The sequence below is a fragment of the Lutispora saccharofermentans genome, from assembly GCF_024363565.1.
In the GTDB taxonomy this organism is placed as follows: Bacteria; Bacillota; Clostridia; order Lutisporales; family Lutisporaceae; genus Lutispora; species Lutispora saccharofermentans.
This window is the reverse complement of sequence record NZ_JAJEKE010000022.1, coordinates 36,108-52,615: the sequence shown is the minus strand read 5'-3', so window position 1 is coordinate 52,615 and position 16,508 is coordinate 36,108. Positions and strand designations below refer to the sequence as shown.

Here is a 16,508-nt window from a genome sequence, read left to right as displayed (position 1 = left end):
TATCAGAGGGCATAGAAGACCGAGCAGACAATGATTATTTTGAATTAAAAGGGAGAATTTAACGGATGATGCCTGGGGGATTATACACACTATGTGAACATTATTACTACCTATTGTGGTAATATATATATATAAGCGATACAATATAAAACAAAGGGGGATAGCCGAGCTGTTCGGCGATTATATGATGGATTTAGCCAATATGAGCCCAAGAGAAGTTAGAGCACTTATCAGAAAAGAAGAAGTGACCTGGCCTACCTCAGGCATGTGCAGAGGTCACATACAGGCAAATCTTGCAATCGTTCCCAAGGATTTGGCCTTTGACTTTTTATTATTTGCTCAGAGAAATCCTAAACCCTGCCCGATACTGGATGTGACGGACGTAGGCAATCCGGAGCCTAAGATCATGGCAAAGGGCGCAGACTTGAGATCCGATGTACCGAAATACAGGATTTATAAATACGGTGAACTGGTAGATGAAGTGAATAATATTGAAAAGTACTGGAGAGACGATCTTGTCGGATTTTTGCTGGGCTGCAGCTTTTCCTTCGAATCCGCCATGTTAAACGCTTCAATACCTGTGAGGCATATAGAGGATAACCATAATGTGCCTATGTATATAACAAATATCGACTGCATGCCTGCGGGCAAATTTCACGGCAAAATGGTCGTCAGCATGAGACCAATACCGTACCGCCAGGTCCCAAGGGCTGTTCAGGCTACTTCAAGATTTCCTCAGGTACATGGTGCTCCGATCCATATAGGAGATCCGGGACAAATAGGGATTAAGGATGTAAACAAGCCTGATTTTGGAGATCCATCCAACATAAAGGATGGGGAAGTGCCGGTATTCTGGGCCTGCGGCGTTACACCCCAATCCATAGCGATGACAAGCAAGCCGGAGCTTATGATAACCCATTCTCCGGGGCATATGTTCATCTGCGATCCTAAGGACGAAGACTTAGCAGTGCTGTAATATATAATAAACTACCCTCGCCGACTACGAGGGTAGTTTATTATATTATATCATGCATCTTAAGCCTTATATCTTCACCATAGAACTCGAACATATCAAAGTTGCCGAATATTCTTGAGGATATCCTCTCAGAATAAGTCTTCATTATTTCATCTACATCCAGGTTGGTGGATATGATCATCTTTTTGTTGTCTGTAAGCCTTTTATTCAATATATTGTATATGACAAGGCCGGAAAACTGGGTGTTCAGCTCGGTGCCCAGATCATCTATTATGAGCAGGTCGCATTCGTATACATCCTTCAGAGCCTCATCTCCCGCTTCTTCATTGTCAAAATCGAATTTGAACTTTCTCACCAGGTCTATCAAATCCGGAGATGACTGGTACATGACGCTTTTTCCCGCGTCCAGCAAGCTCTTGGCTATGGAGTTGCATAGAAAGGTCTTGCCAAGGCCCGGCCTCCCTATAAACAGCAGATTTTTGACGTGATTGTCAAATTCTTGTGCATATTTTATGCATTCAAAATATATTTGCTTCATATTTTCTCTGGGAGATACTCTATTATCCATTAGCTCGTCTGAATAATAGTTGATATTGAAGTTGTCAAAGTTTTCCCGGGCTACTTTATGGGAGAGCTTGAACTGCCTGTATTGATAGGCGATAAGCTTCTGTGCCAGGCAGCTGCATTTTTCCAAGCCTATATATCCCGTATCCTTGCATTTTTTGCAATTATACTTTATTTGGAGATAATCCTTCGGATATTCGTTTGCCGTGAGTATTTCTGCTTTTTCCACCTTTAAGTCTGTTTGCTTCTTATGCAGCTCTTCCACCAGCTTTTCATGGTTTACGGTATTACTCAGCACTGCCTTGGTTATGGATATGCTCAGGCTTATCATATCATCATCAATTTCCTTTAACCTCGGCAGCTTGGCATAGAGCTCTTCTTTTCTGTTTTCCAGCTCTCTTTTGTTTTTTTCTCTGGCTTCCTCATATTCCTTCATGATGGCTTGGATATTATTCACTTAACTCACCTCTGCTCTTTTTTAGGAGCCTTTGTTTTAGAAGATCTGTGTCATATGTACGTCCTTTGAAATTATTGAAGCTGCTCCTCCCTGTCTTGGGTGTGCTTTTTTTAGCTTCAGTATTATTTCTGGACAGGTAAGCTTCGATTTCATCCATTGTTTTTATGTTCTTCTCATGCCATTCAGTTAAAACTTTGTCTATGTAAGCAAAAGAAGGTTTTACTGTTTTGACTGTTTGTTCACAGGCGCGAAGCACCGCTTCGTCGGGGAAGGAAAACTCATAAAACCATTTCTGCAGCATTTCCTCCTCCACCGCTGTGGGCTGACGGCCGATCCTGAGAAAGTTCAATACCTTGCTGTACTTTTGCCATTTTTCCTTGTGGCGGTTGGCATAGACCAAGGCCTTTTCCTGAGAATCCACCCCTGCATCGAACCAGTTTTTGGCTACTTGCTTCAGATAAGGAAGATCCTTTTTGCTTCTGGAATAGCAGTCTTCCACTATCATGACCACAATCTCAGGAGGAAAGCCATAATCGTCTATCCAGTCCAAAAATGTGAAGATCTCATTTTGGGACAGCTCTCTCCCGGAAATTTTTCTTATGTAATCGAACATATCTTTAACCTTTATGTCCTGTCTTGCCAGTATGATCCTATCTACACTGTTCTTTCCGGGTTTGCTCTCCTTGCCCTTTATGTTTAGAACCAGCTCTTTTATATCCATAAATTCTATTACATTGTTGTCTTCTTTCTCGGATTGCTGTATAACCCGGAGTATGCCCTGGGCCTCCCAGTACTGCCAGGCCTTCCTTACTTCTTCTAAAGATATATTCACTGTTTTGGCGATTATTTCATCAGATAAATAATTATTTTGAAGACTATAGGAGCATTTAAGCCCCAATAGATACACCTTGACATAATCCCCCGGAGCTGCCGGCATATAGTGGTTTATAAAAGTATTTTCCACCGGTGTATGGCCTAAGTCCTCATTATAGGCCATGTATTTAAAGTAATTCATATCAATTCCTCCCGAAACAGGAATAAAATTCGGTTTATAATCTATTATAGCATAATTTTCATTCTGATAATCCTACTTGCTTTGTAGTTTGTCCAGCAAATGCCTTTCTCATCAAAAAAAGTTGTATAGTTTAATAGCCTTTTATATAGATTATTGCCAATAAAAATATAAAAGCCATATAGATTTACAAAAATAAATAGCACCAATATATGGTGCATTATATTCCGGAGATTGTTTTATAGATATTAACGTATATTTATGCATAATTATAAGATTGCTTTTTTCCTGACTTATTGCAGAAATCAATAGCAATTATCAGGAAATTGTGCGCGGATTTCTTTCGTATTCTTCAAGCTCACTTCGCAGATTTTGATTGAGTATTTTTATATATTTACCCTTTACCCCCCTTGTTCTTGTAGCTATCAAAGTTGCCAGCTCAAGCTTTTTGAGGGCACCGGATACTGTAGACGGGGTTGTATAAGTTTTGCATGCAATAGAATTGAGAAAGACCTCACCACTATCTCCCTTGATGGCCTCCAAAATAGCGCGGGCGGCTTTTTTCTCACTGAATGTAAGGGAGTTTACAGCCAGCTTGGCCTTGGCAGCCTCCATAGAGAGGTGCTGTATTTTCTCCTGCTCCTGCCGCAACATTTCTATCGAGACTATTGCACAAGTGTATTCGCACAAAATCTTGTCTGACTCGGAAAAAGGCTCTTCATATCTTATAAATAATATACCTGCTACTTTTTTAAATGCGGAAAATATTGGATACATAGAGTAGTATCTGTTGTTGAAAAGACAGTGTTTCACATCTGCATAGGTGCATTCCGGGTGCTCTTCGTACATGTCTGTAATACTTATGTTATTTTTGCTGAAAAAATCCATATAGTACTGAGGGAGTTCCTCATTTTCAAGGGAGCACTTCGTATATGGACAAAGAAATTTCTGTGCAACCGAGTAAGCAAATATATGCCCATCAGTATTAAAAAGATAAATATTGCAACCTATTATACCGCAAAGCTCATCACAAAGTGCGTCAAGCGGTATAAATGTGGTTGCAGATTTACTAAATACTGTATTTAATCTGCGTATTTTACTGACGATATTGTCCAAGCTGCTACCCCCTTTCAGCATGATATTTATTTAATAATTTTATCATCTATCTCAGTTAAATACAAGTTGGCAGTTATGGGGAGGTACCCTTTTAAAGAATGCAAGAATTAAATTATTTTAATTATTTGTTGCATAATTAGTGACTGGCGAGTATTCTGAATTCTCCTGTTTCCATTGCTTTAGAGACAAGCTGTGCTATACTGATGAATAATAATTCAGTATAAATCTTCTTATAGAAGGGGGTCCTGGAAATGGCAAAATCCAACGAGGCATTTACTTTACAAAGATGCATAGAAGTCATAAATGATGCCTGCAGCGGTGGTGAGGCAATGAGCTTTGTTAGAGAAGTCTCCGCTTTTCATAGGGTACAGGCCTCCCAAGGATACAGAGCTGCTGCAGAGTGTACAGCCAGTCTTTTGCGGCAAAACGGTCTGGATGTTTGCATTCACAGCTATCCTGCCGATGGAAGGACTCTCTGCTTTACCCAGAAGCTCTTTAAGGAATGGAATTGTACAGAAGGGTGGCTGGAAATTATCCTGCCGTGGCAGGAGCGTCTTTCTGATTTCAACCGTGAAGAAATGTCCATTATACAGCGTAGTGCAAATATGGATTTTTCAAATAAGGATATCCCAATCATATATGTAGAGAATAATATTGCTCCGGCAGACCTTAATATTTCTCTCGCAGGAGCTTTGCTCTTTGTGGAAAATGATTTTGACAAATGGTGTAAACGTGCCATAGAGTTAGGTGCGTTGGGCATCATAACAGTGTCCATGCCGGAAATAAAGCCTGTACGCATAAATATGAGTGAAGACAAGGAAATGGCTTATTCCCATGCAAATCTCAGCTTCCATATTTATAGTGAGGAACAGGAGAATAAACTCTGCGGTTTTGCCATATCACCCTATAGCGGCAAAAGGCTTCGTGAAGCTTGCATAGCTATGGCAGCTGAAGAAAGAAGGCCTACGGCGCGCTTTAAGGTTTCTTCAACTTTGACGAAGGGCTTTATAGAAAACGTTGATGCTGTTATCCATGGTGATACGGATGAGGAAATATTGATGGTGGCCCACTTGTGCCACCCACGCTCCAGCGTAAATGATAACGCTTCCGGTGTGGCAGCGGCTATGGAAGCGATGTGCGCTCTTGGAAGGCTTATTACAGAAGGTACTCTTCCCCGCCCGCACAGGACAATAAGATTGCTGCTGATACCAGAGTTCACAGGCACTTACGCATTTCTTAAGGAAAACGAGGACAGGCTCTCTAAGATAGTAGCGGGTATAAATCTTGATATGGTAGCAGGTTATCAGAATGGCAAGGCAGGTCCAACCATTATTGTGGATACACCGGATTGTGCCCACTCCTTCTCCGGAGATCTTTCATCGATCATTATGAGAGAACTATCAAAGGAATGCAGCTTTGGCGGTAAGGACAGATATGTCCCTCTTTTTATGGGTGCTAAGGTGCCCTTTGCTTTTGGCAGTGATCATTATATTCTTTCTGATCCTACTGTGGACATTCCTGCTGTTGCATTAACGCAGTGGCCGGACAAGACCTATCACACAAGTGCCGACAGCATTGATCATATTGACCCAAAGATGCTTCGCCGTTCTGCGGCTTTAGCAGGCTCATATTGCTACATATATTCAAGGTTTACCGTGGAAGATGCGGAAGCTGTGATACCTGAGGTTTCTGACCGATTTTTTCAGTATATAAACAGCCTGAGAAGAAAGAAAGCTTGCAGTGATGCCAGAGAACGCTGCGATTATATTAGGGATATATATTTTGCGACCCTCAATCGTATTTCATCTCTTTTTGACGAAAAAGAGTTCTGTCAGATTTCATCGGTGATTGAGGATGAAAAGGAACTTTTTCTCCGCCTTGAACAGATTTACTTTAAAGGAAGAGAAAAAAATCCTTTGTCATCCTCTCCCATTCCCCTGAGATTATTCAAGGCTCCCCTTGCGATGAGGAGCATAATAGGAGATATGACCTCCTATGAAAAGAAAAAATTCTATGGCTTGCGCAGCAAATATCCTGGGTATCCTTCCTTGGATGATTATTTAATCTATGAAGCTGACGGCAAAAGAACTGTAGCTGATATTGCACGTCGAGTTTATTTCCAGACAGGAGTGGAATGCGGTGATTATGCTGAAGAGTTTTTTGAAATGCTGTCGGATATTGGTCTTATAAAGCTTACAAACTCTTAGCCTCTGAAACATCGTAATTGTTATCAGTCAGAATAATATTTTAAATTAAACTTATTGAAATAGAAGCAAAATTGAAAGGAAAGATAATGGGATGATTGTAAAAAAAATGACACCGGCTTTTCAAAAGGCCGAAGGAGGACTTTTTTCAGCAGTAGAAAAAGCAGACGTAGGTGATGCAGTCCTCAAGATGGGCGAGCGTGGCGTGGCACTAATGATGTGGGCTGATCCTTTCTATCCCCATCCATCTATTCCGCCTCATGTAGCACAAGCGATGACAGATTCTATCAACAGCGGCTTTGCCAGCCATTATACTGCGCCTATTGGCAATAGTGAGCTTAAGGTAGAAATAGCAAAAAAGCTTAAAAAAATAAATGGAATAGAAGTCGAACCCCAAAAAAATATCCTTATCACACCCGGATCCGACTCCGGTCTGTTCTTCGCCATGCTTCTCTTTATAGACAAAGGCGATGAAGTGATGATAATAGACCCCAGCTACCCTAATAATTTTCAAAATACAGAAATTATGGGCGGTAAAGTGGTACGCATACCTGTTTATGCAGAAGACGGCTATCAGTTTAGGATTGAGGAATTTGAAAAAAGACTCACACCCAAAACAAAGATGATAGTCCTGACAAACCCCAACAATCCGACGACTGCTGTTTATCGCAGGGAAAAGCTTTCCAGCCTTGCGGATTTTGCAATAAAGAATGATCTGGTCGTTGTAGTTGATCAGGCTTTTGAGCAGCCATGCTTCGACGGTATAGAGATGGTTTCCATAGCTGCTCTTCCGGGCATGTGGGAGCGTACCGTTTCCGTATTCTCTATCTCCAAGGGTATGGGGCTAAGCGGTTTGCGTGTGGGGTATATAGTTGCCGATGCCAAAGTCATTGACAAGATGTATGGGACAGCCGTTACCGTGATCGGCGCCGCAAATACAACCGCACAGCTGGGAGCTATTGCCGCTTTGCGTGATGACAGCTTTATGGAGTCTTACTTTCAAAGCTTTGACAGGCGCAGAAAAATCGTATACGAGCTTCTTCACGATGTACCCGGTGTTTCTATGATCATGTCAGAGTCGGGTTTCCTATCCTGGGTGGACGTTTCCCGTTTGGGGACAGGAAGTGAGATAACATCCTACCTTAATGATGAGGCGCTTGTAGCGATAAACTCAGGTGCTCCCTATGGGAACGAGGGAAGGGGGCATGTGCGCATTGTTCACGGCGCTCTCAATGAAGATCAGCTTCGGGAGGCTGTAATACGAATGAGAAAGGCTCTTATAAAACTTGCAGAAAAAAAAGGTGTCAAATAAATAAGTATTTAAACCATTTTAAGGAGTGAACAATTTGTTAAGGTATATTGGTAAAAGACTTCTGATGATGATACCCGTGCTTCTCGGAGTTATCATAATTGTTTTTACAATTATGTATATGACGCCTGGTGATCCTGCTAGAATGATTCTCGGTGAAGGGGCATCAGCTTCGGCAGTTGAAGAACTCAGCGAAACTTTAGGGCTCAATGATTCTTATTTTGTGCAGCTATTGCGTTATGTAAAAAACCTGGTATTTGACTTCGATCTTGGCAACTCCTATGCATCTAAGAAACCGGTAATCGATGAAATTTTGGAGAGGTTCCCAACTACAATACTTTTAGCAACACTCAGCGTTGCAATTTCGGTAATTGTAGGAGTATCTATGGGTATTATCTCTGCCACCAAGCAATATTCGATATTTGACAAGATAGCAACAAGCATATCCTTGATAGGAGTATCCATGCCGACATTTTGGGCGGGGCTTATGGCGGTAATAATATTCTCGGTATATCTGAGATGGCTGCCGGCATCAGGCTCCTACGGGTGGAAGTACTGGATTCTTCCTTCGCTTACGCTGGGGCTTTCGAGTTCCGCTACAATCATGAGGATGACCAGATCCAGCATGCTTGAGGTAATTCGCCAGGATTATATACGAACAGCAAGGGCAAAAGGGCAAAATGAACGTGTAGTTATTATATATCATGCACTTAAAAATGCTATGATACCCGTTATTACAGTAATTGGGATGCGTTTTGGCACACTCCTTGGCGGCTCTGTGCTTATCGAATCTGTATTTGCAATTTCCGGCCTTGGAAAGTTTATCATAGACAGTATAAATATGAGAGACAACCCTGTTGTGCAGGGCGGCGTTCTTTTACTTGCTCTGTCTTTTAGTATTTGTAACCTTTTGGTAGATATATTATATGGATTTATTGATCCCAGGATTAAGTCCCAGTACAAACTGTCCAAGAAAAGGGGGCCCAAAAAGAATGTGGAAGCGTAACAAAAAAGGTCCAAAAAAAGGTTTTTGGAATGATGCCTGGCACCGTTTGAAAAAGAATAAAAGTGCAATGTTTGCCCTCATAACACTTGCTGCTCTGATAATTTGTGCAATATTTGCAGATTACATTGCCCCCTATCCTTATGATCTTCAGGATTACAGCCACACATTTGAGTTTCCCAGCAAACAGCATCTTCTTGGCACTGACAATTTTGGCCGTGATATACTCAGCCGTATTATCTATGGAAGCCGTATATCCCTCATAGTTGGATTTTCTTCAATCATTGCGGCAATCATCTTCGGAGGACTGCTTGGTGCTATTTCCGGATACTATGGCGGAAAAGTGGACAATACGCTCATGCGTGCTATGGATATTCTCATGGCGATTCCGGGTATGCTCCTTGCAATATCCCTTGCGGCGGCCCTCAAGCCAGGCTTGTTTAATCTGGTAATAGCCATTGCTATTGCTGATATTCCGGGGTATGCTCGTGTTGTTCGCGCTTCTGTTCTTACCATAAAGGATCAGGAGTATATAGAAGCAGCACAGTGTATAGGCGCCTCAGATTCGAGAATTATTCTCAAACATATCATACCTAACTGCCTTGCACCAATTATTGTTCAGGCAACCTTAGGTATGGCAGGCGCTATACTTTCTGCTTCGGCATTGAGCTTCCTTGGACTTGGCATACAACCTCCCACACCGGAGTGGGGCTCTATGCTTTCATCTGCAAGACAGTACATCAGAGCTTACTGGCATATGACCACCTTCCCGGGAGTTGCAATTATGATAACTATATTTGCCTTGAATGTATTGGGTGACGGATTGCGTGACGCGTTAGATCCTCGACTTAAGAACTAAGGAGGTCATAGTAGAATGGACAATGACAATATTATTGAAATAAAAAACCTTACTATTCAATATAAAACCGATGAGCGTACTGTTGAGGCTGTAAACGGGCTTAACCTTACCCTATCCCGGGGTGAAACTCTTGGTCTTGTTGGTGAAACAGGGGCAGGTAAAACTACCACTGCTTTAGGCATTATGGGACTTATACCTGATCCCCCCGGAATAGTCACCGAAGGAGAAATCATTTTTCAGGGTCAGGACCTTCTAAAGCTCAATAAGCATAAGCTCAGAGCTATTCGCGGTAAAAAGATATCTATGATATTTCAAGATCCTATGACTTCTTTAAATCCTGTTGTTACAGTGGGCGATCAGATTGCAGAAAGCTTTCGTATTCATGAAAAGCTTTCATATGCTGATGCTACTTTAAAAGCAAAGGAAATGCTTGAGCTTGTTGGCATACCAGGAGAGCGCTACTCAGAATACCCTCATCAGTTTTCGGGCGGGATGAAGCAGCGTGTTATTATTGCTATAGCTCTTTCATGCAATCCGGAGCTGCTTTTAGCGGATGAGCCCACTACTGCATTGGATGTTACCATTCAAGCACAGGTTCTTGACCTTATCTCAAAACTAAAAAGAGAGAAAAATACATCCATGATCCTGATAACCCATGATCTTGGTGTTGTTGTGGAAGTGTGTGACAAAGTTGCTATTATGTACGCTGGTGAAATAGTGGAATATGGTTCTCTCATACAAATTTATGATAACACATGCCACCCATATACAAAGGGACTCTTTGGCTCCATCCCGGATATTGAGTCTAAAGCTGACAGGCTTAACCCTATTCCCGGACTTATGCCTGACCCTGCAAATCTTCCTGATGGATGCAGTTTTGAACCTCGCTGCAAGTACTCTTGCGAGAAATGCAAAACACATAATCCCCCTGCTATAGAGGTAGAGGCGGGACATTTTGTAAAATGCTTCAGCACTGAGAAAGGAGGGAACGAATAATGTCTGAATTGCTTAGAGTAGAAAATCTCAAAAAATATTTCAAAACCCCAAAAGGGCTTCTCCACGCTGTAGACGATGTTTCCTTCTCAATAGAAAGAGGCGAAACGCTGGGTATTGTAGGGGAATCAGGCTGTGGCAAATCTACACTTGGCCGCTGCATTATTCATCTTCTCGAACCGACTGAGGGGAAGATTTTCTTTGAGGATGAGGATATAACCAATATCAGTGGTGATAGGCTTAAGGAATCCAGAAAGGATATGCAGATGATATTTCAGGATCCTTTCTCTTCCATAAATCCCCGTATGACTGTCAAAAGCATAATTGTGGAGCCTATGATAATCCATAATATGTACGACGGTGACAAGATAAAGCAGGAGAAAGCGGTTCTTGAGATAATGGAAACGGTGGGTCTTGCAGAGCGTCTTGCTGATTCATATCCCCATGAGCTTGACGGAGGACGCCGGCAGAGAATCGGTATAGCGCGTGCTCTCGCATTGGAGCCAAAGTTTATTGTCTGCGACGAGCCGGTTTCTGCCCTTGATGTTTCTATTCAGGCACAGATACTCAATCTTATGCAGGATCTGCAGGAACAAAGAGGTCTTACCTATATATTCATTACTCATAATCTCTCAGTGGTTAAGCATATATCCGATAATATTTGCGTTATGTATTTAGGTACATTAGTGGAGAAATGTTCCTCTGACAGGCTTTTTGAAAAACAGTTTCATCCCTATACTCAAGCGCTTCTTTCTGCTATCCCGATAGCAAAAGTCAATGTCAAGAGAGAGCGCATACTTCTTAAAGGGGAAATAGCTTCTCCAATAGACCCTGCTCCCGGATGCCGTTTCGCACCTCGCTGCCTTTATACAAAGCCTGAGTGCTTAAAATTGCAGCCTGAGCTTAAGGAGCTTGAGCCGGGGCATTTTGTAGCATGCCATCTATATTGATTTTTTATTAAACCAGCATACAAAGCTGTTTTATCACTGAACTAACCCGCTCTAAGACCTCCGCCTCTATAGGCGGCGGATGTCAAGATCGGCTAAGTCCAGTGCCCCAGGGCAGCCTCTCTTGCCCCTGTGGGGCAATTCACCTTCTATGGACTCGACTAACATTCAGTGGGGGTTGAATCCCCCTCTGAATGAAGTCTCGTTCAAAAATACTAAAAATGAAAAGGAGAATGTATATGAAAATGTTCAAAAACGTACTTGCAGTCATGCTTGCCATTGCCATGGTATTGACGGTAGGCTGCAGTGCAAAGACAAATGCACCTGATTCCGGCACTGATACTCCCAAAGAAGTAAAAGATACAATCATAATTGCTCAGGGAGCAGATGCCAAATCCCTTGATCCTTACGGTACGACAGATTCCCCTGCAGGACGTGTGGCAAGCTGCATTTTTGATACCCTTGTTACTCGTGATGATGAGGGCAACGTAGCACCGGGCCTTGCAGAGAGCTGGGAAATTGTTGATGACACAACTTATATCTTTCACCTGAGAAAGGGCGTTAAGTTCCATAATGGTGAGGAGTTTAAAGCAAGCGATGTAGCCTTCTCTTTCTCCCAAATTGCTCAATCTCCCCACGCTGAATCTATCAGAGCAACCATCGACTTTGAAAAATCTAAGGTTATCGATGATTACACCTTTGAAATGAAGATGACTGAACCATTTGGACCTATTCTAAATCACCTTGGTCACGTTGTTATGTCAATTGTGAATGAAAAAGCTTATACAGAGGCAGGAGATAAGGTCGGTCAGAATCCTGTAGGCACAGGCCCTTATAAGTTTGTAAGCTGGACAACCGGTGACCGCATAGACCTTGTTGCCAACGAAGATTACTGGGGCAATAAGCCTAAAATAAAGAATGTCGTATTTCGCAGTATACCTGAGATCGCAAGCCGTTCCATCGAAGTTGAAACAGGAGGGATAGATGTTTCTATTGATGTGCAGGCTTCCGAGCTTAGCCGTCTTGAGTCAAATAAAGATGTCAAGGTATTCAGGCGCCAGGCTTCCAGAATTAATTTCCTTTGCTTCAATTGCAAAAAGGCTCCTTTTGATAACGTAAAAGTAAGACAGGCTATCAATATGGCAATAAATAAGGACGCCATTTTCAACGTTGTTTATCAAGGTGTCGGATCAATTGCTTCTGCTCCTATGAGCAGTGTTGTATGGTCCTTTAATGATAAGCTGGCTCCTCATGAATACAATGTTGAGAAGGCAAAAGCTCTTTTAGCAGAGGCTGGATATCCAAATGGCCTTGAAATTACTATCTCATGTGATCAAAACCAGGAACGCCTTGATACTGCTGAAATGGCTCAGGCACAGTTAGCAGAAATAGGGGTAAAGGTCAATATCGAGACCCTTGAACGCGGCGCATTTATTGATAAGGTAATCGGAGGTAATCTTGAGATGTTCGGGCTTGGCTGGACATCGGATACAGGAGATCCGGACTACTCCCTCTATGCCTCTTTCCACTCCTCTATGCATGGAGCAGGCGGCAACATGTCCTTCTATACAAATAAGAAGGTAGATGAGCTTCTGCAGCTTGGCCGTTCCTCCACAGATCCTGAGGTCAGGAAGAATGCATATTTTGAGGCTCAAGAAATAGTTTGGGAAGAAGTCCCATGCGTATTCCTCCAGTGTCCTGAAGAAGTCATAGTATACAATGCTAATATTCAAGGTTTTGGTGTTTATGACGACGGTCAGCTCAAGATTGAGGATTTTTACTTCTAAAATTATTTTGTATAAACACAGCTCCCCCCATTCGGGCGGGGGCTTCCTATCTTGTTGGGCCGGCATAGGCAAAGGCTTGCAGTTGAGAGTCAGTATGGAAAGGTGATAAAATGAGAAAAACTAACTATGTGCAGAAATTTGTAGCAGAAGCGGGTCTTGATGCCGCACTTATATACTGCCCTGCAAATAGGAGATATTTAAGCGGTTTTACAGGCAGCGCAGGCTATGTACTTATAACTACAATCTCAAAAATATTTTTTTCAGATTTTCGCTATGCAGAACAGGCTCAGGGTGAATGTAAAGGATATGAGATTATACCTATAAAAGGTGAGGATGATGTACTTGCCTATTTGAAGGAGAAAAAAATAGACAAGCTCGGAGTGGAGAGAGACTTCATGACGCTGCGCTTTGCTGACGCTCTTCGCATTATCAGCGGAGTACAAATATTGTCAGGCATAGATGATCAAATAGTTAATCTTCGAATGATAAAGGATGATGCAGAGCTTTCCAGAATACGGCGCGCCTGCGAGATAACCGATCTTGCCTTTGAGCATGTCATCACACAGATACGCGAGGGTATGACAGAAGCAGAAATAGACTTGGAGCTGCAAAGCTATATGCGAAAGTTCCCGGAGGTTGAGAGGATGGCTGAAAGATTTATTGTGGCGAGCGGCGAGCATGGTTCATTGCCACACGGCATTGCAGGTGCACGCAAGGTGAGAAACGGTGATTTTATAACGATGGACTTTGGATGTAACTGCGGCGGATACTGGTCAGACGTTACCCGCACTGTATGCCTGGGCAAGGCCAATGCTAAACAAAAAGAAATATACTCCATAGTTCATGCTGCACAGCAAGCTGCAATAAATATGGTAAGAGCAGGTATAACCGGACGGCAGGTGGATACAGCTGCCCGCGATGTCATAGAAAAGGCCGGCTATAGCAAATATTTCGGGCACGGTCTGGGTCACAGCTTTGGTTTAGATATACACGAAGCTCCGCGCTTCGCTCAAAACACCCAGGGTGATATTACCTTGAAGCCGGGAATGACGATGACTGTAGAGCCTGGCATATATATTCCCGGTTGGGGAGGCGTACGAATAGAGGATGATATCATAATAACCGAAAGCGGATGTATCAATCTTACAGGCGCCTGTAAAGATCTTATAGAAATTTAATTAAAAGGAGTGTATTTGAAAATGCACGAAGCCTTAATGAAAACAATTGAAGCAAAAATGGAGGCTGCTGATCTTCTGCCCATAAAAAAGCAGGCTGAATTGAGCACAAGAATCCTAAAAGAGAGACTTGAGCTCGTACTCCCATGGGCAATGGAGAAATCCGGAATGGACTTCTGGATAATAGCAGCAAGAGAAAATTGCAAAGATCCCATACTTAAAACACTATATCCGTGGGATATGTATGATTCAAGAAGGATTGGAATACTGGCCTTCCATCGAAATAAAGAAAACGGTGTTATCCGCAAAATGGTAATAGGCTCATATTCTCCCGAGATGGAAAGCATTTACGAAAGAGTACAGGGGACAAATGAAAGTGTTTGGGAAGCCATCGGCAGAATTGTCAAAGAGTGCAGTCCTTCAAAAATAGCCCTTAACAGGAGCTTAATAGATGGCTTTTGTGATGGTCTCTCCTCCACAATGTATGAGCAATTGAAAGATGCTCTTGGAGAAAACGCTGCAAAGCTTTGCGATGGTGAACCTCTTACAGTACGTTGGCTCCAGAGAATTTCACCTATGGAAAAAGAAACGATGAAGACACTTGTCAACATAACACATGATATCGTTAACTACTCTTTCTCTAAACAGTTCATTAAAGTAGGCGAAACCACAACAACTGACATTGAGTGGTTCATGCGTGATGTTATTAATCGTCTTGGATTTCTCTATTGGTTTGGACCAGATATTGACCTTCAGCGCAAAGGCAGCAATGTTTCGCGAATGTTCAACGAAGTTATCCTCCCTGGGGATCTTATTCACTGTGATGTAGGCATAAACGGTATTTATGTGCAGCTGCATACAGATATGCAATGGGTGGCCTATATACTCAAGGATGGAGAAACAGAGGCTCCCAAGGAATTCGAGGACCTTCTTGCTAAAGGAAACAGGCTCCAGGATATAGTGAGAGAAAACATAAGAGTCTGTGCAACGGGGAATGATGCATTCTTTAATTCTATCAATACTGCTGAAGCTGAGGGCATTAAGCCTATGATATATACCCATCCTGTGGGTACATTCGGCCATGGCTCAGGCCCCAGAATAGGCCAGTATGGTAAACAAGAATTTATTCCCGGCGCAGGAGAAAGGCCCATCGAAGATAAGACCTGCTATGCGTTGGAGCTTAATGTTTCCGACAATATCAAGCTTTGGGATGACCAGCTTGTATTTATGTACCTTGAAGAAGATATCTGCAAGGATGGCACCGTTGATTTCCTTGATGGCCGACAGGAAAAGCTGATGCTTATATAGCATCATATGTTCATTGGATTAAGAGCACATTAAAGCATAATGCTTTAAAATAAAAAGTAAAGGATGTATATATATTATGGCAAGTATAAAAACAAATAATGCACCGGCGGCTATAGGCCCATATTCTCAGGGGATTGTTACTGACAATTTGGTTTTTGTATCAGGACAGCTTCCCATTGATCCTGCAACAGGAAATTTTGCAGAAGGTGATATCAAAGAATTGACGCGTCAGTGCATAAGAAATATCGAAGCAATCCTCAAAGAAGCAGGAACAGGACTTAGCAAGGTCATCAAGACAACAATTTTTGTGGCAGATCTATCTAATTTTGCTGCAGTTAATGAGGCTTATGCAGAATTTTTCGGTGAGTCTGCCCCTGCGCGTTCATGCGTACAGGTAGCTGCTATTCCCAAGGGCGCCCAAATTGAGATTGAGGCGATAGCAAGAATCAAATAATTTATAGCATTTCATCTCTATGATATAGCAGCATGTCTGAAGCTGCTATAACTTAACTCGTTGTGCCAGATGATAAAAAAGTATTTTGTGAAGAGGCTTAGAGTTTGTTAGCGAAGTATAGGAAAAGTTTTGACGCAGCCCTATACAAGCTTACAAAGTCTTAGCCTTGAAGCTTTATACTTGTTATCATCTGGCACAACAGATTAATTTAGCGGATTCAGACATGCAATACTGATATGTAAAATTTTATTCATATCCTCCAAAACCCTTCAATTCGGAGATTTCCATAACACAGATAATATGATGCTGCATTTCCTGACTATGTAAAATAGTGCCAAAAGGTA

The 16,508-nt window shown here is 42.2% G+C and carries 14 protein-coding genes; 11 read left to right on the top strand and 3 right to left on the bottom strand.

Annotated elements, in window-relative coordinates:
- The first annotated feature begins 184 nt into the window (after window positions 1–184).
- Window positions 185–976 carry a putative hydro-lyase gene (locus tag LJD61_RS18055; RefSeq protein WP_408615816.1) on the top strand — a complete coding sequence of 264 codons (792 nt, stop codon included), beginning with the start codon at window positions 185–187 and terminating at the stop codon, window positions 974–976.
- Between the two features lie 40 nt (window positions 977–1,016).
- Here the strand turns inward: LJD61_RS18055 and LJD61_RS18050 are convergent, their stop codons facing one another.
- The 3 genes from LJD61_RS18050 to LJD61_RS18040 form a co-directional block, all read right to left on the bottom strand.
- Complete coding sequence (locus tag LJD61_RS18050; RefSeq protein WP_255228955.1) at window positions 1,017–1,997, bottom strand: ATP-binding protein; 981 nt, start codon at window positions 1,995–1,997, stop codon at window positions 1,017–1,019.
- Window positions 1,990–3,012, bottom strand: a complete 1,023-nt coding sequence (locus tag LJD61_RS18045) for a DnaD domain protein (protein ID WP_255228954.1) — start codon at window positions 3,010–3,012, stop codon at window positions 1,990–1,992. Before LJD61_RS18045 ends, LJD61_RS18050 begins: the two co-directional genes overlap by 8 nt.
- A gap of 315 nt (window positions 3,013–3,327) precedes the next feature.
- Window positions 3,328–4,125: a hypothetical protein gene (locus LJD61_RS18040; protein WP_255228953.1), complete on the bottom strand. Its 798-nt coding sequence runs from the start codon at window positions 4,123–4,125 to the stop codon at window positions 3,328–3,330.
- 251 nt (window positions 4,126–4,376) lie between these two features.
- Between LJD61_RS18040 and LJD61_RS18035 the strand changes: the two genes are divergently transcribed.
- The 10 genes from LJD61_RS18035 to LJD61_RS17990 all read left to right on the top strand — a co-directional run bounded on the left by LJD61_RS18035 (window position 4,377) and on the right by LJD61_RS17990 (window position 16,164).
- Window positions 4,377–6,332 carry a DUF4910 domain-containing protein gene (locus tag LJD61_RS18035; RefSeq protein WP_255228952.1) on the top strand — a complete coding sequence of 652 codons (1,956 nt, stop codon included), beginning with the start codon at window positions 4,377–4,379 and terminating at the stop codon, window positions 6,330–6,332.
- 91 nt (window positions 6,333–6,423) lie between these two features.
- Window positions 6,424–7,641, top strand: coding sequence for a pyridoxal phosphate-dependent aminotransferase (locus LJD61_RS18030; RefSeq protein WP_255228950.1), 1,218 nt, complete (start codon window positions 6,424–6,426; stop codon window positions 7,639–7,641).
- 34 nt (window positions 7,642–7,675) lie between these two features.
- Window positions 7,676–8,644: an ABC transporter permease gene (locus tag LJD61_RS18025; protein ID WP_255228948.1), complete on the top strand. Its 969-nt coding sequence runs from the start codon at window positions 7,676–7,678 to the stop codon at window positions 8,642–8,644.
- On the top strand, window positions 8,631–9,500 hold the full coding sequence (locus LJD61_RS18020; RefSeq protein ID WP_255228947.1) for an ABC transporter permease: 870 nt from the start codon (window positions 8,631–8,633) through the stop codon (window positions 9,498–9,500). The genes LJD61_RS18025 and LJD61_RS18020 overlap by 14 nt, the downstream gene beginning before the upstream one ends.
- A gap of 15 nt (window positions 9,501–9,515) precedes the next feature.
- Window positions 9,516–10,496, top strand: coding sequence for an ABC transporter ATP-binding protein (locus LJD61_RS18015; protein WP_255228946.1), 981 nt, complete (start codon window positions 9,516–9,518; stop codon window positions 10,494–10,496).
- Window positions 10,496–11,443, top strand: a complete 948-nt coding sequence (locus LJD61_RS18010) for an ABC transporter ATP-binding protein (RefSeq protein ID WP_255228944.1) — start codon at window positions 10,496–10,498, stop codon at window positions 11,441–11,443. Before LJD61_RS18015 ends, LJD61_RS18010 begins: the two co-directional genes overlap by 1 nt.
- A 236-nt stretch (window positions 11,444–11,679) precedes the next feature.
- A complete protein-coding gene (locus LJD61_RS18005) occupies window positions 11,680–13,227 on the top strand; it encodes a glutathione ABC transporter substrate-binding protein (protein WP_255228942.1) in 1,548 nt (515 codons plus the stop codon).
- A gap of 110 nt (window positions 13,228–13,337) precedes the next feature.
- Window positions 13,338–14,405, top strand: coding sequence for a M24 family metallopeptidase (locus LJD61_RS18000; RefSeq protein ID WP_255228941.1), 1,068 nt, complete (start codon window positions 13,338–13,340; stop codon window positions 14,403–14,405).
- 21 nt (window positions 14,406–14,426) lie between these two features.
- Complete coding sequence (locus tag LJD61_RS17995) at window positions 14,427–15,710, top strand: M24 family metallopeptidase (protein WP_255228940.1); 1,284 nt, start codon at window positions 14,427–14,429, stop codon at window positions 15,708–15,710.
- A gap of 76 nt (window positions 15,711–15,786) precedes the next feature.
- Complete coding sequence (locus LJD61_RS17990; protein ID WP_255228939.1) at window positions 15,787–16,164, top strand: RidA family protein; 378 nt, start codon at window positions 15,787–15,789, stop codon at window positions 16,162–16,164.
- Window positions 16,165–16,508 lie beyond the last annotated feature (344 nt).